At 27.1% G+C, this 20,501-nt stretch carries 11 protein-coding genes and 1 pseudogene; 9 read left to right on the forward strand and 3 right to left on the reverse strand.

Translation table 11 applies throughout. The features are described 5' to 3' along the window. Positions 1-779: 779 nt before the first annotated feature. Together HACICURT3053_RS03065 and csdE are read right to left on the reverse strand one after the other, a co-directional pair. Positions 780-1,415, reverse strand: coding sequence for a riboflavin synthase subunit alpha (locus HACICURT3053_RS03065; RefSeq protein ID WP_157992247.1), 636 nt, complete (start codon positions 1,413-1,415; stop codon positions 780-782). 311 nt (positions 1,416-1,726) lie between these two features. After that, on the reverse strand, positions 1,727-2,158 hold the full coding sequence (gene csdE, locus HACICURT3053_RS03070) for a cysteine desulfurase sulfur acceptor subunit CsdE (protein WP_157992248.1): 432 nt from the start codon (positions 2,156-2,158) through the stop codon (positions 1,727-1,729). A 1,748-nt stretch (positions 2,159-3,906) separates the two neighbouring features. On the opposite strand from csdE, the gene gmk reads away from it, so the two are divergent. From gmk to ansP, 3 genes are all read left to right on the forward strand, one after another. Further along, positions 3,907-4,530: a guanylate kinase gene (gene gmk / locus HACICURT3053_RS03075; protein ID WP_157992249.1), complete on the forward strand. Its 624-nt coding sequence runs from the start codon at positions 3,907-3,909 to the stop codon at positions 4,528-4,530. A gap of 61 nt (positions 4,531-4,591) precedes the next feature. Continuing rightward, on the forward strand, positions 4,592-4,867 hold the full coding sequence (gene rpoZ, locus HACICURT3053_RS03080) for a DNA-directed RNA polymerase subunit omega (RefSeq protein ID WP_157992250.1): 276 nt from the start codon (positions 4,592-4,594) through the stop codon (positions 4,865-4,867). A gap of 942 nt (positions 4,868-5,809) precedes the next feature. Continuing rightward, entirely contained in the window at positions 5,810-7,243 is a 1,434-nt protein-coding gene (ansP, locus tag HACICURT3053_RS03085; protein WP_157992251.1) for an L-asparagine permease, read from the forward strand. A gap of 1,822 nt (positions 7,244-9,065) precedes the next feature. On the opposite strand, the pseudogene recD reads toward ansP, so the two are convergent. Further along, positions 9,066-10,903: pseudogene (gene recD, locus HACICURT3053_RS03090) on the reverse strand (exodeoxyribonuclease V subunit alpha). A 3,226-nt stretch (positions 10,904-14,129) separates the two neighbouring features. Between recD and kdsD the strand changes: the two are divergent. The 6 genes from kdsD to ptsN all read left to right on the forward strand — a co-directional run bounded on the left by kdsD (position 14,130) and on the right by ptsN (position 20,501). Further along, on the forward strand, positions 14,130-15,119 hold the full coding sequence (gene kdsD, locus HACICURT3053_RS03095; protein ID WP_414973889.1) for an arabinose-5-phosphate isomerase KdsD: 990 nt from the start codon (positions 14,130-14,132) through the stop codon (positions 15,117-15,119). 924 nt (positions 15,120-16,043) lie between these two features. Continuing rightward, positions 16,044-16,622, forward strand: coding sequence for a 3-deoxy-manno-octulosonate-8-phosphatase KdsC (gene kdsC / locus HACICURT3053_RS03100; RefSeq protein WP_157992253.1), 579 nt, complete (start codon positions 16,044-16,046; stop codon positions 16,620-16,622). Beyond that, entirely contained in the window at positions 16,609-17,226 is a 618-nt protein-coding gene (lptC, locus tag HACICURT3053_RS03105; RefSeq protein ID WP_157992254.1) for an LPS export ABC transporter periplasmic protein LptC, read from the forward strand. Before kdsC ends, lptC begins: the two co-directional genes overlap by 14 nt. 16 nt (positions 17,227-17,242) lie before the next feature. After that, entirely contained in the window at positions 17,243-17,677 is a 435-nt protein-coding gene (gene lptA, locus HACICURT3053_RS03110; protein WP_157992255.1) for a lipopolysaccharide transport periplasmic protein LptA, read from the forward strand. A gap of 45 nt (positions 17,678-17,722) precedes the next feature. Next, positions 17,723-18,451 (forward strand): LPS export ABC transporter ATP-binding protein, encoded by a 729-nt coding sequence (gene lptB, locus HACICURT3053_RS03115; protein WP_157992256.1) that lies wholly within the window; start codon positions 17,723-17,725, stop codon positions 18,449-18,451. A gap of 1,573 nt (positions 18,452-20,024) precedes the next feature. Next, entirely contained in the window at positions 20,025-20,501 is a 477-nt protein-coding gene (gene ptsN / locus HACICURT3053_RS03120) for a PTS IIA-like nitrogen regulatory protein PtsN (protein ID WP_157992257.1), read from the forward strand.

Genomic DNA, 20,501 nt, shown 5'->3' on the forward strand with positions numbered 1-20,501 from the left:
ATTAGCACTATTATTGTTTCTACCGAGATTAAAGAAATTAAAGTCAGACCTATATGAAATTGTTTATTTTTTAAAACTATAAATTATAGAAGACTAATATTATGTTAGATTGTTCAATACTATATGTATCTTAATCCTAGTCTTATATAGGCTATACTAGTCTAATTTATTCCAGACTACAAAAATAGATATAATCTAAACTGCGATATCTAATATACACTAAATATAGCATATCTATTCCAAGTACCCTCTATTTTAATTTTATATTGTGCCATGGATAACCAGTCTCATCATAATGAATCTCATGTTCATAACATACATCATATTAATGATTTCTCCTCATGCGAGATATATAAAAATAAAATATATATGTATAGTCAATTTATCATATAGATGCTCTTAATCCATTAATAAGCGAAATAAATAATAAATAGATACATCTTTATATATTCAAGATATACTGATAGTTAGTAAAAATATATTAATACAATTATGCTTTTATAACTTTAATAAATTAAAACTATTTAATCTTTGTCTTTTACGACAATAACTTATACAAAAAAAATCGCTTGATTATAAAAAAACCTTTATAAATAAAGGATCCAATAAATCATATATTACTTATTGTTATCTGATTTTAACAATGATAGTTTTTGAACCTATATCAATCGATCCAAAACAATAAATCATTTAAACATTTTATCTAATAGTAAAAACTAATTAAATTATACCTATGTTATATAAAAATATAAATAAGAACTCCATAACACTATCTTAACTCAGATAAAGCAAGATGATTTTAAATTTTTCCTAACAAGTGAAAACCTTTCTACTGTATCAACAATTGATTTAGTATTTAAATCAATTTCAATATTGACTTTTTGACCAAGAATTTTAAGACCTAATGTAGTTCGTGATAATGTTTCTGGAATTAAATGCACGCAAAATGTTTTATTTCTAACCTTCCCTACCGTAAGACTTATACCATCAATCGCAATAAATCCTTTATAAAAAATATATTTTATCTGACTAAAGTCTTGAACCTCAAACCATATTTGGTGAAGATTGCATGTACTACGTATGCGAATAATTATCGCAGTCATCATAATATGACCTGATATTAAGTGACCACCAATTTCATCGCTAAATCTAGCTGCACGCTCTACATTAACCTTTTCACCCACTTGAAGCAAACTTAAATTAGTTAGTCGCAATGTCTCTGTCAGTACATCAAAACTAATTTTATCACTTTCCACCGCAACAACTGTCAAGCAACATCCATTACAAGCTACTGAACCACCTACTTCTAATCCTAAGAGAAAATTTAATGGCATTTGAATTACATAAGTGCTCAAGTTGATTTTATTCTCAATAAAACACACTTCTGCAACGCTTTGCACCAAACCGGTAAACATATTTAACCTCAATCTTACAAGAATATATTATACAATTTTCTGATCATGAAGAAAAGACTATCATTCTATTATTAATATTTAACGCTATATTTATATTTCTCTCTTAAAAAAATTCCATAAACTTTTTAAAATACAGTATATAAAAATACTAATGATAAAATACAAGATCCTGAGAATCTAAATCATAGAATAAAATTCTAATAAACACTTGAACAAACTTATTACTTTCTAATAATTCCTGATCTTTTCACTAGTAAGCCTAATTTCAATCAAGTCCAACGTAGATTAATGATCTATTAATTTCATATAGCTTATTTATCTAAATACTTCCTTGCTATCTCTAGAGCTTTATTAGATATAATACTAAGACTAGCGCTACGACCTATAGTCAAACAATCTTCTAACCTTAAGTCTAGAAAAAAACTAAAGAGATTCTTATTACATAAATCACTAGGTCGTTGACCTTCAATAAGGGTTAATAAAATCGCAAGAAGCCCGCGAATTATGCGCGCATCACTATCGCCATAAAAATGAAGTTTATTACAATTCTGCATCTCATGTCCAAACCAAATCCGACTTGAGCAACCTACCCGAGATAGTGGATTAGTTTTGATAGAATCAGGTAGCTTAGGAAGATGATTACCTAATAAGATGATATATCGATATCGCTCCTCCCATTGAGTAAAATAAGAAAATTGATCTAACAAAAAGTCAGATGTAATAGATTTACCAAAGGGATGCATAATCAGTAATTCTCTGTCGATTATATGTTCCATAACATACTTAACTATTAACAATACATGAATGAAATCATAGATCTTATTTTATATTCCTGTTCAAAGAACTTATGTCATAATTACATAGAAGTAATAACGATATATATAATGTGATTTATTATTTAATAAACTTGACATGCATAATGAAAAATTATTGTTTTAAATCAAAATATAATTCATGCATTAGTAATCAAGTTTAAATAAAAAAACAAGATATATACATTTTATTTATTAAAGATTTGATATTTTCAGATAAAAATAATTAATAAATATTGCATAATTTATTTACCTGTATGTAAAAATCTTTAAAAAAAGAATTAAATATCGTTGATTAACTAATTTATAATATATCTATTAATATTATAATTAATACTATAATTATTATTAATAAGGACATATCAAAAAAAACTATGGTTATAATTTTTTAAAAAATTTGATCTTATGAAAATTTGCTATACAACTTATTATTCCCTTAAATATATAAAGACATAATACATAAATCATCACTAAACTATATTATGCTAGTCATTAAGACGCTTATCCTAAGCGGTGAAATGACTTTTCTGATATTAAAGACATTTAATATCATAACATCCTAAATCCTCTTTTAAAAAAGATTAAATATAACCTCAGAAAAATACCGACTTTGAATTAAAAACTCTTTATCTTTATGATGCATAAAAATATATTCTCTCGTGTTTTATAATAAAAACAGAACCTACTCTGCCAATACATATAATCTTACTGTTTCTCAAAACACCTTAAGTAATAAACGACTAAACAATAACTTCTAATGATCCAATATATAAAATTATTTCTATAAAAATGATACTAATAAAACATAATTTACAGACCTTTTAATCTAATTAAATCACCATAAATTCACCATAAATCCATATAAATAAAAAAAATAAATCATAATAATTCTAACTATCAATTAAGCTTATGTAATCGTATTACATTTTCAATATTATATTAAACAATTATTCATCAACCTTTTTCGTAAACGCTTCCAAATATAACTCTAACTATAGAGTTAGGACAAATAAAAAACACCCACTCATACCTTTCAATGCAAAATCAGGCTAATTTGATTATATAACATATTATTTTTATCTATAAGTCTAATAATAGTAGAGATAATGCAATAAGAGTTTATTAGCAATATATAACACTCTTTGAGCCTAAAAAAATAAGTCAGATTTTAAACAGTATTACTGAATTTATGCTATACAAACTACGTATTAAGTCTTATGCCATAACGCTAATTTAATCAAATTTTATTACCTATAAACTCTTAATTAAACTAGATTTCTAATCTTTAAGCAGTATTTCTTTGTCTATCTAATTTTAATCTTCACATAGATCAAATACAGAAATAGTAGAAAACTGACGTACATTTCTTACAATAAAATATTATCATGAATCAGTAAAAAGCGCATACCCTACACCTACTTCTACGAATTAACTACAGACATAGACTATGGATAAAAACTCTATAATCTAAATAATGTTATTTTCTTTCTATAAAAAAATACATATAAAGTTCTTTAATATAGACAATGCTGCTATGGGAGACTCTAGATTTATATGATAATATAAATCATATTATCTATAAGATTATCCTATTTATAACATTATGACTTATGTTCTTTAGAATTCAATGCAATTTTCTTTAAATAAATATTTCAACTTTAAACTAACTTATAAAGCTAATGCATGAAGGTATACTATTTATTATTTCCGCTCCTAGTGGGGCCGGAAAATCAAGTTTAATCGAGTCACTTTTAAAAACCAAACCTCTATCGAATATGAAACTATCAATCTCTCATACTACGCGTACAATCAGACCAGGAGAATATCATGGAGAACATTATTACTTTATTAAAGACTATCAATTTCGTAACATGATTAATAAAAAAAAATTTTTAGAGTATGCTAAAGTTTTTGGAAACTACTACGGCACCTCAAGTCAAAATGTCACCCAAATACTACAACAAGGGTTTGATTTATTGCTTGATATAGACTGGCAGGGAGCTAGGGCTATTCGAAAGGTAATGCCAAAATCTAAAAGTATTTTTATCTTGCCCCCTTCAAAAAATGAGTTACAACGTAGATTATGTCAACGAAATCAAGATACTCAGTTTGTCATTGCTCAGAGAATGGACCAAGCTATGACTGAAATCAGTCATTATGTAGAATACGATTATCTAATAATCAATCAAAAGTTCGACGATGCTCTTCTAGATCTTCAAACTATTATTAAATCTGAACATTTACGTCTAAACCGTCAAAAATTACGCGCTAAGACTTTAATAAGTCAATTACTGACAAACTAGAGGTTGGCTGATTATACTAACTTCTAGTGACTTAATCCTGATAAATTCGAGGTCTATCATAATGGCACGCATAACCGTACAAAATGCAGTAAAAAAAATTGGTAATCAATTTGATCTAGTTCTGGTAGCAGCTCGACGAGCTCGTCAGATACAAAGTAGTGGAAAGATCCCTTTGGTACCAAAAAGAAATGATAAGTCTACAGTCATTGCTCTTCGAGAAATTGAACAAGGCCTTATTACCACGCATATTCTTGACATCTTGGATTGCCAAGAACGAACAGACCACACGAATAAGGAAGGGAAAGAAATCAAAAATATTAATAAAAATTATTTTTAAGATTTAACAGATGACATTTTTGTGTTATCTGTTAAATCTTATGAATTAGATAGCCATCGCAAGAAAACTCTTAAAATTACAATATCTATTCTCATTCTGAATATCTAAGATGTTCAGACTAATTCATTAGATAGAGAAAGATTTAATCTTTACATTTTACCTAACAAAACCATGATTTCTTATTGAATAGAAAAACTATGATGATCAATTTAAAAAACATGTTGACTAACGACACAACGATATGCAAAATATTGATATTAATCGTGCTTATAATCAATAATAATCAACACATTCTTCTTAAGAAGCCTTCCGATCTTATCTTATCTTATCTTAACACAAGCCTACTTACTGAGAATTTTTACTCTGAGACATGCTGTGTGTAAAATAAAAAACAAACAATATTCTTTCAATAAAAAGAATAACATTCTGTATTACATAGATAATCAATAAATATAATTAAAATATAATAAAATCTAAAAATAGATGCTTTAACAAACCGCTTTCCTGTACTTAAGTGCATTTATAATATCACATTATAGTTCATGATCTTTATGATTAATCTAAATAATTATAACTCCATATTTTGCAAATAAAATATTAATTCAAAAATTCTCATACTGGACACAAGAAAAAAAGAAAGAGTATCATAAATAAATTTTAAATCATGCTAAAAGTATCACTTTTACGCCTAATAATATCCTATATTTTGCGTCTATAAATAAGAAGGGTTAGGACAGGTCGCTGTATTTTACAGGATAAATAGTAATAATGTTTATCAGAGGGGCATAGAGAAATGAATTAGCTTATAGATAAAATAATGACAGACTTAATTAAACTATCGAATATATAAATATTTAATATTCTACCTAGATACTGCACACGGTATAACAATACCTGGACAGGTAACTGCAATATCAGTCAACTGAACAAGTAGGATTATATATGAACAAAGATAACAAAATGAGCGCAGCAAAACGCGCTTCAAAAAGACGTTGGTTAAACGCTCAAGACTCTGGTTATCATAAAGCAATGGACAATCGGCATGTTCAGATGATTGCTATCGGTGGAGCAATTGGAACAGGCCTATTCCTTGGCGCCGGCGCTCGCTTACAAATCGCTGGACCAGCATTAGCATTAGTTTATTTGGTGTGTGGTGTTTTTTCATTCTTTATTTTACGGGCACTAGGTGAATTAGTACTACATCGTCCTTCGAGTGGAAGTTTTGTTTCTTACGCTCGTGAATTTTTAGGTGAAAAAGCTTCATATGTAGCAGGTTGGATGTATTTTTTAAACTGGGCCATGACTGGAATAGTTGATATTACAGCTGTTGCTCTATATATGCACTACTGGAGTGCTTGTAATGACATACCACAATGGGTATTTGCTCTCGGAGCTTTAGCTATTGTTGGAAGCATGAATATGGTCGGAGTCAAGTGGTTTGCCGAAATGGAATTTTGGTTTGCACTTGTCAAAGTACTCGCTATAGTTATATTTTTAATTGTAGGATCTCTTTTCTTAGGAAGCGGACAAACTTTAGATGGAAACACAACCGGCTTTCATTTAATTACTGACAATGGAGGTTTTTTTCCAAACGGTTTACTACCTGCTCTCGTGTTAATTCAAGGCGTAGTATTCGCATTTGCATCTATTGAGCTAGTAGGAACAGCAGCAGGCGAATGCAAAGATCCACAAAAAATATTACCGAAAGCTATTAATCGTGTGATCTGGCGTATTGGTCTGTTTTACGTTGGATCAGTAGTATTATTAGTTTTACTACTTCCTTGGAACGCTTACCAAGCGGGACAAAGCCCTTTTGTTACTTTCTTCTCTAAATTAGGTCTACCATATGCTGGTAGCATTATGAATATTGTAGTGCTCAGTGCAGCACTTTCAAGTTTAAACTCTGGCTTATATGCCACAGGACGTATTTTACGTTCTATGGCCATGGGTGGCTCAGCCCCTAAGTGCATGTCTAGGATGAGTAGTCAGCAAGTTCCATATATAGGAATTATCATGACTGTTGGTGTATATATCGTTGGTGTATATCTCAATTACATCCTCCCTTCTAGCGTCTTCGAAATCGTTCTAAATATCGCAACTCTGGGAATTATTTCGTCTTGGGGTTTCATTGTTATTTGTCAAATCCGATTACGTCAAGCAATTAAAGAGGGCAAAGCAGAGGATATTAGCTTTAAACTTCCGGGGTCTCCAGTTACATCTTGGTTAACTTTAATTTTCTTAATAAGCGTTTTAGGCTTAATGGCCTTTGATTATCCAAATGGAACCTATACGATTGCATCAATACCATTATTAGCGGTAGTGCTTACTCTAGGCTGGCTCCGTGTTCGTAGGCGCGTGCACTCCCTGGCCCAATAAAATAAACAAACTATCTTCATAATAATTAATTAATATCTTGTATTTTCTAAATTCTTCTTGTTCGTAATGAAAAGAAGAATTTAGAAATAAATAAAAAAAATCAATATAACCAAACTTACTCCCAATTTAAAGAAAATGTCTTTCTATTCTAGTAATCAAATTATTATCTAGTAAAAAAATAAATATATAACATCCAAAACGAGTGTAAATAAAACTTAATTCCTTAAGATTTGTTATACAAAAATTCATTAATTAATAATTACTTATATTATAAATGTAATAAAATATTTATTATTATATTTTTAAGTGAATTTTTCCTAATTAATAGAAATTGTACCTCCATTCTATTAGTTCTTATTAAAGAGTGAATAAATTTTCAATAATTCATAGACATACTTACAATTAAAGATCTATTGATTGTTAATAAAAACTAAAAACCCTCTATAATATTAAAATCTATATTTTGTTTATCTTAATTAAATTTATTAAAAAAATTAAAATCTCACTACTGAGCACATATATATAGAAAAAATAGATTAAAAACCAAAACTAAACTATTCATTAACCCGACATTACATCAGTTCACTACCATAATATACCTAATAACATTAGATCATAAAAATAGATTAACTAAATAATTTAGATTACAAACTATATCTATCAACACTAGTAATATAACTATATGCATGGAAAAAATGAATTTATTAATTTGAATTCTTCTTGGATATATCTAAAGAAATTATAAGCATCACTCAAATCTATTAATCATAAAAAACCTTGTTTATCATACTATTAATAAATTTAATCAAGACTTAAGAACTCATATCAAATATATTTAATAGAAAATTTTTCTCTTAAGAAAATAATTCAAAATATAATTTCTATTTCTTTATACAAAATCCAGAATGAAAATGAAATTTTTTTCCTATTTGAGTTAAATAATCTTAAAAATAATAAAATATGATCATTTATTCTAGAAAAGACAGGAAATAAGAAAATAATCACTATTATAATAAAAATTATATTGATAGAATCTAAATTCTTTTATTTAAAGAATTAATAAGTGAGTTTTATTAAAACATAATATATTATATGTAGAAAACTAATCTGACTGCAAAGTTACAGCTAAATATAAATCGCTATAATACATCTACAATAAACATGTCTTATTTTACGAAAACACTCATCTCAGTGAAAACTATTAATATGATCAAAATCAAATTAACTATAATCACCATAGGTAATCTATACACTTATTCTTTACAAGAATATCAAAAATTCAGTAAAAATTTTTAAAAAGTTTTTTCTAATCTGAAAATAGATGTTCTAGATATTATTATTTTCATTCAATTTATCTACAACTAATCCAATTAATCTTGGGAGAAAAATCATCAAATAAAGAAAAGTAATTTTCAAGTTCTTTGAATCAAAAAATTGTAATCAAACAAAAGATAACAATATTTTCTTTTGATTTTATATTTTTTACATATATGACAACCTCTCTTCTTACTAAATTAATTAATAAAAATCAATAAAATTAGAATTAAAATATTGTTAATCTTCTAGCAAAACAATATTAGATAATTTTTATCTAGTTAACATTGACTAAAAATAAAACTTTTATTGTAATTATAAAAATGTATAACCTACTGCTTTTATTCAATTAATCCTTGTCAATTCAATTATTCTATTGAACGTATCTTTAATTATTTGAAAAACATTTGATCACATTAGATCTAAAGGTATTTTAACACTATCCTAATAAAAAAAATCGAATAGTTTTAGCATTATTTCTTATAATCTTCTGAAGCATGCAATTTTACTAATGATGAATCTTATGCGCTAGACCACTCTGACATTTTACGTTCATTCTTATAGAACTCTCAAGCACCAATTGATTGGCGCAAATGGTCAAGAACTTTTTAGCACGAGTAATTGCTGTATAGAATAATTTTCGAGTCAAAATAGGCATGACCTGGGTGGGTAAAACCAATACCACATTCTCAAATTCTGAACCCTGAGCCTTATGTACTGTTATTACAAAAGCAGTCTGATGTAATGGTAATCGAGCAGGATCAATAGCTACCATACCTCCATTGGATAATAGAAACCAAACTTGTAACTGTTCATGTTCATCCTTGATAGCTATACCAATGTCACCATTAGATAATTTAAGTTCCTTGCTATTATGAAGAATCATAACTGGACGTCCATGATACCAAGGACAATCTAAAAACATTTCATGACTAATAAACCCCTCCTGATATAACATATATTCAATAGACCGATTCATTCCTAATACACCATATAAACCTTCACGTAACACACATAAAACCTGAAATCGACTAAAAGCATCTAAAACCGTATCTGGCCCTGACCCTTCCTTTAATTTTCTTAAATAATCGTAATACCCTTTTATAATAATTTTTAAAATCTCATGATAATCAGAGTCTCCTGTTATTGTATAGTAAGTAATATCATTAAAGTTACTTGTTAATACTTTCTGAGCTAATCTAATATTGCCTCTATTTACTGCTTCAGCTAGCTGTCCAATCCCGGATTCTATTTTAAAACGATAGTTTTTATGTAATAAGCAAATCATATTACCCACTGATGAAAAATCGCTATATTCACGAGTAATAACGTTACAACCAGTTAAACGAGAAAGCTGAACAGCGCGATCAGCGCTATATCTATTATCAGAATAGTAACATATATCAGAAAATACCGTTCCAGCTTCTACTGAAGATATCTGATCACGATCACCAAGAAAAATTACCCGCGTCTGACTGGGTAAAGCAGAAATTAAATTATCAAACATTGATAAGTCAATCATAGAAGATTCATCAACTACGAGCACATCCACCGGAAGAGTGTTACAACTATTATAATACATATGTTGACTATCAATTTTAGCCCCTAAAAGTCTATGTAGCGTTGTGGCCTCTAAAGGAAAACTCTCTAAATCACGATGATCTAAAATTAAGTTTTGTAAAAATAAACCTAGTTCTTTCGTTAATCGAGATGCTGCCTTACCGGTTGGCGCAACCACTTTAATAGACTGAGGTGATAACGATAAATTAATTAAACTAGCTAAAATCTTTGCTACCGTAGTTGTCTTTCCTGTTCCGGGTCCACCAGAAATTACTGATATTTGAGATGTAAGCGCGACTGCAGCCGCAATCTTTTGCCAGTCTAATCGATCCTCCTGACCAAAATAAAAATCTAGTATCTCACGAATTTTACCTTCTTCTGAATGTACAAGAAAACTTTTATATCTTATAAAATCAAGTACGACCTCTTCGCTTTTCCACATATGGTGTAGATATAGACGCTGATTCTTTAATACTAATGGAGATGCTTTGGTCCCGTCACTGACTGCTGAATACATATATAATAATAACTCTACATCTTTAGGCATGTTAATAGCCTGCCACATAGCTTGAGCTAACTCGTGATTTAAACCATAAAAAAAAAGTCTGGATGTATCTGTGATAAAGGAAGACATATATGTCCAGCTCCAACATCACGACTTAACAATGCAGCTGCTAACATTAAAATAGAATTTTCCTCTCTTGCTATAACTTTAGCAAACTGCACATCAAAACAATGAAATAAATTCTTCTCTTGTCCAAGATACAATAATTCTATTAATTTCATAATTTACATACCAAATTTATAATATTTAAAAAATACATGATATAAGTAAGAACACCGTTACGCCATATTCAAAATACATTAATTTTGGATGTGAATAAAAAATCCAAATGAACATATTACTGTAAGTATTTACTATAAAATCTCACTGTTAATGTTTGATTATATCTTTTTAAAATAAATATTAATCCTAAAACCCTATATTAATTAATATATAGATTCGTCTTCCTATTCATTAAAGTATAAATAACTAATTGTCCTATAATAGGAATACACCTGTCTCTAAAATATTAGAGATACTATCATTCTCTATCTCTACCTAGAAGATAACTATTCTAAATTAACAATCAATACATATTCTTATTTTAACTCTAATCCTATCTCTAGAATTATTGTATAATTGACAAAAATTTTATGTAGGATAGATCTATAATGTTATATTATTTCTAATAAAAATGATAAACCAATATTATTTACTCAAAAACTACATAAACTAAAATTATATTTTATTAAAAATAATATGTAATATCCTAGATATTTATAAAACATCTTTCTCTAACTCTCTGTTTCTAATGTTCAAGGAAAATTCAATACTAATTAAAAATTATAAAATATATCTAATAATAAAAAAACTTTAAGTACCATGGTAATAAATTAAATTTCATTCTCAATATTTTTACAATCTAAATCAAGTTAATTACTTTAAAAAAATTAAAAATTATCTAACACCCTCAATCTGATTTAAAATCAATAGTCTTAATAAAATTTAGCCTTAAATTTTATTAAGACTATTTATATATATTATGCTTATTTTTATATAAAATCTAAATAATATTTTTCAAATATGAATTACCCATTATAACATAAATCTATATTTATTATTAATACAAAAATAAAAATTTACTAATAAAGAAATTTAAATAATATTAAAAATATAGTGTCCAAACAACCACGAAGTAAAATGAAAACTCTTCTTCTCTTAATAAGAGAGAAAATTATTGAATTAAAAATACATTTTATATATAAATATTATCTGTTAATAATTGAATTAATATGCAATTAAATTACATCGGTGCTAGAACAAAACAGAACGTTACTTATATATTAAATATTTATATATAAATATAAAAATGCTTAATATCACTTTCTATGTTCTTTTTTAAACTAACATCCACTTCTTTAATAAAAGAACTCTATTCAATATAAATCAATTCAAAAGATAGGATACCAATAATCTACAATCTGATATATCAAATATACATATCTCATTAATAAACATTAAAAAAGAAAATTTGTAAAAATCAAAAATCAAATAATCGTAAAACAAATAATATTTTAATATTTAAAATAGAGAGATTATTACTTTTATAAAAATAGAGAATTCATTTTCTTAAAAAAATTAAAACAGAAGAATCATCACTGATCATAAATATTTCTATATGAATTATCTAATTTTACACTGACATTTAGAATAAAAAGAAAATGTTATGGTTAAAAACCCTATGATATACAGAAAATACCATATCTTCTTCTTGGCTAAAAAATAATATGTTTATATAATCAATACTATACAATACATATGAGACATACTCCTACCACTTATCATCCCTGATTAACATAAAATCATTATCAAAATGAGATAGTCCTCATATGTTTCTTGTATAATAACTAATATAAACGAATAGCTCATCAAATTATATAATATCTAATCATATCAACTTTTCTTCTCTTTCAGACAAAAGAAAAAAGAAGTTTTTCCATAAAATGGATTATTATCAATTAGATTGTATTGATTTCTAATTATGCATGAAGAAATTATATACATTTTTTAAAAATTTTTCATATAAAAACAGAACAACTAAAAATGTAAATAAATTACTTAGATAACCCATTGATTATTCGTAATACCGATTATATATTAATCTCCATTGTCATTACTCTATAATCCTTAAAATTAATTAAAGAAATATTAAATACTTCCTAATTGGAATTTTATATTAATGTACTATCGACAATATATTTTATCTCGATTCTATATAAAATTAAATTAATTTAAATTTATTAGAATAACTTTTTAAGTTAGAACATTTGATCTCTGATATATCGAAAATACAGATTCTTAAACGTTATCAACCTATAAGAATCTAACTTTGTTAAAAACAATATGGATTTCCATTATATGACCATATCCAGATAACGAATATTATATAAAAAAATTATATATATCTATATTCTTATGATATAGTTTTTCATATTGAAAAACTAGATGAAATCTATACAGATATACTGAAGCTACCTATCTTCATTGAAATTACATTAATATTATTATACTAAATTTAAATCTTAGATTTAATCTTAATCTCATTAATAACACGTTCTACATATTAGTTCATTATAGATTATAAGATAATACTAATATAATTTTCTCCCTTCTGAACCTTCTCATCCCAAGATGATAAAATCTATACCAAATAAATTAAATAATATATTTATAATATTTTAGCACTAAGAAAAATAAAGATATAAGATACTGAAGTCTAAATAACTTATATGCAAAATAATTTATTTAAATATTAATTAATCCTTTCATTTATCATATATAAATCTTAATTAACAATTAACAAATCATACTCATAAAACGTATTTTCTTAGAAATCTTGACTAATGTCATATTGAATGATAATCAAAGATATAAACTTTAAAAAAAGTTTATATAAATTAATCAATGTTAAAATATTACACACTGAATATAAACTTGTATTTTTTGAGCTGATTCTAGACAAATTAAATATAAAACATTCTCGTTAAGACACTGTAGTATCTAACTCTAACAATCCATGATGTAAAAAACCTAATATTATATATACGTATTACTCATTTTCTTTAATACAAGAAATCCAATGATTATAAGATTTCACAACATCAAATATAGAAATAATATACACAATACTTCAGTTGTTAAACATAGAAAGATATGCTCTAATTTTTATTTATCAGTTTTTAAAAAAAGAAATATATCACTTATAAAATTAATATTTCTTTATAATTTTTCTATCAACACTCACTATATTGAAATAATAAAATCTAATAAAGGATAAAAGTTGTAATCTATTAATGTACAAAACTTATCTATATCGCTCCTAAAGACTACATAATATCAGTATACCATCTAACCTATACAACTCTATTATAAAAAGAACCATCATAGGTATTCATACAGGACTCAGTAATTATTGTGAATTTCTTTAAATTAAAAAACTTTAATTTCCAGAAAGTAGGAAAAGAAGTTTTACAGATTGAACGAGAAGGGTTAGATCAGCTGGATCAGTATATCAATGAAAATTTCACCGATACCTGTGAGCTAATTTATCAATGCCGTGGAAAAGTGGTAATTATGGGTATGGGGAAGTCAGGACATATTGCTAAAAAAATAGCGTCTACTTTTTCTAGCACTGGTACTCCTTCTTTTTTTTTACATCCTGCTGAAGCCAGCCATGGTGACTTAGGCATGATTGGTAATAATGATGTTATTCTTGCTATCTCCAACTCTGGAGAATCTTTAGAAATTTTAGCACTAATACCCTTATTAAGGTATCGTCAAATCCCATTAATTGCAATAACTGGTCATGAAAAAAGTACAATTGCCTGCTTCGCAAAGATACATTTGTGTGTAAAAGTACCACAAGAAGCGTGCTCACTAGGACTGGCGCCCACTAGTAGCACTACTGCCACATTAGTTATGGGCGATGCACTAGCTGTAGCGTTATTAAAATCTAGAGGCTTTACACAAGAAGATTTTGCTCTGTCTCATCCTGGTGGGGCACTAGGACGTAAACTCCTTATGCGAGTCGATGATATAATGTGTTCTGGTGATGACTTGCCATGCATCCATCCTAACGCCTATTTACGTGAAGCTGTACTAGAAATGACATCTAAAAAAATGGGGATAATAGTAATCTGTGATCATAAAAAAAACATTGAAGGTGTCTTTACGAATTCTGATTTACGGAAAGTGTTTAACGATAATATTGATATTCATCGATCTCATATCGCCAACGTAATGACACCAAGAGGCATATCCGTACGACCTGGAACACTAGCAATTGAAGCTCTTAATACAATGAAAAAACACAATATTACTTCTATAATTATTTCTGACCAAAATCAACTTATTGGACTAGTTCATATACATGACATCTATCAAGCTGGTATAATTTGATACATGATAGAAGTAATTTTAATATAAACCGCTCGATTCTATTATCTGATTTCTTAAATAATTAAAAATTAATAGCATATTATAAAATCCGTAACAAGATGTTATTACTCCTCATCTGTTATAGATGAAATATAAAATTAAAGTGCTTCTTTTTCTCTCAAAAACAAACAATAACTTGATATGTAAAATTATTTTTTGTTAGTTTTTTAAAATTACTGAATAAAATCAACATGCAAAATATAATTTTTCTTTTAACATTTATACTCAAAAATAAATCATATCAAATATAGCTTGACTTATTCATTCACTCAATAATAAAACAAATTTGTTACATTATATTGAGGTATTAATAAATAGATTATATTAAAAATTAATAATCAATACATATTATCATTAATCATGCAATATGCATTATTAATTATATAAATAATTAGATAACATAAGATATATTCAATTTCTTTAATTCAATTATATGAATTACAATTAATAATATTATGATCGTCGATCATTATCACCAACCGCTTTCTTAAATCATCAAAATGTATTTATTATCCCACATTAGTCTAGATGATTGACGTCTCTTGTATTCTCATGTATAAAAGATTAATGAATTTCAATTAATAGAAACCCTACCTTAATCTTAATTTTGATGATAAAAAATTCCTACTGAATTTAAATTCATCAATTTTCAAGATTATAATTAAAAAACTCTTTCCTAATATAAATTTCAACTATAAAAGAAGTTAATATATCTACCAGATATAAATATATCTAAATCATATAACGAATTAATAAAGAGTCATAAAGAATCAATTTTTAATCATAATTAAATTACATCTTTTTCGTTCTAATCATAACATAACTACACATATTAATGATCATGCTATTCCATCAAATCTATTATCTAATGAGATCATAATAATTATGAATAATAAACATACTACAATTAACACCTGTTATGGTCCGATCCAGAATCATATCTTAAGTAAAGCAAAAAATATTAAATTATTAATCTGTGATTCAGATGGTGTTATGTCTGACGGAATGATCTATCACACCAATAACGGTAATATAATACAGAGATTCAATGTCAAGGATGGCTATGGTATCCGCTGTTTACTTAAATTTGCAATAGAAGTAGGAATTATTACTGGAAATCAAAGTCAAATGCTGAAAGATCGATGTTCTACATTAGGTATTTCTTATATTTATCAGGGGCAATCTAATAAGATTAAACCATTTCATGACATTCTATCTAAACTGAACCTGAGTGAAGATCAAATAGCTTATATTGGTGATGATCTCATAGATTTACCAATCCTACTTAAAGTAGGATTAAGTATAGCAGTTGCGGATGCCCATCCCATGGTACTACCACACGTTGATTACATAACAAAGATGAACGGAGGAAATGGGGCAATACGAGAAATCGCTGACCTAATTTTAATAGCACAAAATAAAATATTAAGAGATTTTAGTGGTAATCTAGATGGTCTATGCTAAAAGCATAATAACTCTGATTATAACACTATTTTCAATCATGATAATTAACTGTCTTGTAAAAGACAGAAACAAGGAAAAAGATACAAAAATTATTACGAATCATATTCTTATGCCAACATGCATTAGTCATCACGCACGAATACTTATGTATAACCCTCAAGGGATATTATCCTATCAAATCTTAGCAGATAAAAGCAGATATTACTCTAATGATGAAATTAGCTGGTTTACTAATCCAGTGATGATTATATATAATGAAAACAAACTACCAACGTGGATTATCAAATGCAATCAAGCTAAACTAGCCAAAGAAAAAATTTTATTTCTTTATGGAAACGTCATTATAAATAGCTTAATGGAGATAACACAGTTAAAATATCTTCAAACAGAAACTGCAAAAATTAACCTTATTACCCAAGAGTTGACTTCTGAAAATAAAGTGACATTATCTGGTCCTGACTTTTTCTCCACAGGAATGAAAATGTATGGTAATTTACAAAAACACACAGCTCAGATTATAGGAAAAGTCCGTACGACTTATGGCACTAACCCTGAAAAGAAAAATAAATCAATTATTAATAACGATCCTACTTCTGGCTTGTAATAGGGCAGCAGCAGGATTGGATCCACACTTAAAAACACCAATCCATATCGATTCGGAAAAACAAATCATCGATATAAAAAACAATATAGCAACCGCTAGCGGTAATGTTTCCATCACTCAAGGAAATCTTAAAATCATTGCTGATACAAGTACTATCTCCTTCTCAGGAGAAAAAAACAAAAATATAATAATCAACGCATATGGAAACCTGATTAGATTCTATCACATTTTGAATAATGGTCAATCTGTAAAGGGACATGCTAAAAAAATACATTATGAAATAGAAAAAGAACAAGTGCAATTAAGTGGAAATGCTTATCTTGAACAAGATGGAAGTAGAATACAAGGAGATCATATTACCTATCTCATTAATGAAAAAACAATGTATGCCATAAGTAATACAGGACAACATGTTACTACCATTTTAACACCTTCTCACCAAAAAAATTAAATTCTTTATAAAAAGAAAATAAAAAAATAAAATTGATTTAATATTATGCCAACTCTAATAATAAAAAATCTTATGAAAACCTATAAAGGTGATCTAATCGTAAAAGATGTCAGTCTACAAGTAAAATCTGGTGAAATTGTTGGTCTTCTCGGACCTAACGGAGCAGGTAAAACAACTACATTCTATATGATAATTGGGATTATTAAACATGATAAAGGATGCATTTATATTGACGATGAAGATATCAGCCTATTACCGCTACATGCTCGAGCTGGTCGTGGTATTGGTTATCTTCCTCAAGAAGCCTCTATCTTTAGAAGATTGAGCGTATATGATAACTTAATGGCTATTCTTCAAATTCGCAAAGATCTTACTCACAAACAACGCCTTAATCGAGCTAACGAACTGCTTGATGAATTTCATATTAGTGATCATCTACATAAAATGATGGGACAAAAATTATCTGGCGGTGAACGTCGGCGCGTAGAAATCGCTCGTGCTTTAGCAGCAAATCCAAAATTTATTCTTTTAGATGAACCTTTTGCCGGTGTTGACCCTATCTCAGTAATAGACATTAAAAAAATTATTGAACATCTTCGGAAAAGTGGATTGGGAGTATTAATTACTGATCATAATGTACGTGAAACTCTAGATGTTTGTGAACATGCATATATTGTGAGCCAAGGCCATGTCATTGCTTCCGGAAACCCGGAATCCATCATGGCTGATAAACAAGTGCAACACGTTTATTTAGGTACAGAATTTAGACTTTAATTAAGATTAAATCTTTATAAATAAATACAAAAATAAAATATATTCCTTGAACTATTTTTTATCTATTAAGTTACAAACCAATGCCTAAACAAGAATTTAAATTGTTCTAATCTGTATTGAAAATTTTTCTCTTTGCTAAAAACTTAGGCTTCAAATAAAGAGATAAGTTTTTCTTTCAAAAAATATGAATAACATCGCGTATTGATATCTAGATAATGAAGTTAATACATTTAATGTATATTAAGATTAAAATTCCATACTAAGTCATATAATTAAAAATATTCTAAATAAAACAAAAGACCCTCAATTCAAAATAAAAAAAAATTAAAATCAACTATAAAATGATTTTTTTACGATTTGAGTTAATAATGTTCTGGGTAAAAACTAGAAATTAATACATAATATATGCACATTCTTTTACTCAGCACAAAGAATGTAGTTATTCATTTTATATTAAGAATCAAAATTGTAAATCTCCAAAATAAATTTTTTAAAGACATTGAATACCTTACTTATTCCTCAAAAACTAATCCTTCTCTTGATATAACTATTACACGTAGTTTGATGCTCGATTCAATATGTATAAATGTTAGCGACAAAAGAACATGTCTGATATGATGTAATGATAGTATTTCGTCATGTCATAGATATAGTGATTAACTAAAATTAATAAAATAATTTCAAAAACTACTAAAATTAAACTATCTATAAAATAGATTGATCTATGCTTTTTTTTAATTATTACAATTTGTTTAAAATAACTTGTCAAATATATAAAAAATATATAAAACAGATACTACATCTAGAATTTAAAACTAGTTAAAATACAGAAAGAATTAAAAAATCTTTTCCTACATAAGCAAGGATTACCTATCCTATAAGATAGGGCGTTTGTTAACGATCTTAAAAAGAATAAAACTTAATATTTATAACTAACATATCTATATATGACATATTATCATATAAAAAATGAAATATAATTATTTAAGAAACGTTTCTAAACTCATAGCTCCTCTTTTATACTATATAAAAATACCCATCAATAATGATTGATATTCATTATTAGATATTCTTTATAGAAAACAATGATGATAAATCAGTTATAATTATAAAACGCTTAATTGTATAATAAGCGATACAAATGAATATAAATAATATGTCACAATATAGTGAATCTATATAATTATTTTTCTTAATAAAATTAAGACCTATCTTGACGATATTAGATCAGTATAATACTTTGACTTCTTATATCTTATAAAAAATAGTATTATAAAAAGTTCTATATTTTAGAACAACTATAGATCTAATTAATAATCCAAGATTCAGATACGAATTACTGATCTGAATTGTTTCACTAAGATCTTAATACAATAAAACCAAAAAATTATACCATGTGTAATATTAACTATGAAATCATATAAAAACTGTAGTTAAAGAATAGGGGCTTTCTCTATCAAAGATTTTATTAACTACATATACTTTACTTATATATCAAATCTTTATATTAATTACTAGATATAATGCAATATAAAGACACTGCGTCTCTTAAAGTAAAGAATCAAGCATAACTATGATAAACAATAATTTTAAATTAGAATTAGACGTAATATTAAGTATTTCTTGTACGCGAAACGACGTTCTTTGTTACAATAAACAAAGAGCATTAGAAATTATTAGTGAATTAGCTTCTCAAAAACTTAGACTTTCGCAGCAAGTTATTTTTAACGCCATACAAAATAGAGAAAAAATAGGTAGTACAGGTATTGGTAATGGCATTGCAATTCCTCATTGCAAGCTTGAGGAACAAAAACTACAATCTATTGGTGTGTTTATTCACCTTAAACATCCTATTATTTTTAATTCTATTGACAATCAACCAGTAGATCTGCTATTTGCAATCCTTATTCCATCTCAAGAATGTAAAACACACTTATACACACTATCTCTAGTAGCCCAACACCTAGCAAATAAAATAATTCTTCGTCAACTTAGATCCGCATCTAGCGATGAAGATTTATACCGAATTATAACTCAAAAAAAAATATAA

It is taken from the genome of Candidatus Erwinia haradaeae, assembly GCF_900698855.1.
GTDB lineage: Bacteria > Pseudomonadota > Gammaproteobacteria > Enterobacterales > Enterobacteriaceae > Erwinia_E > Erwinia_E haradaeae_F.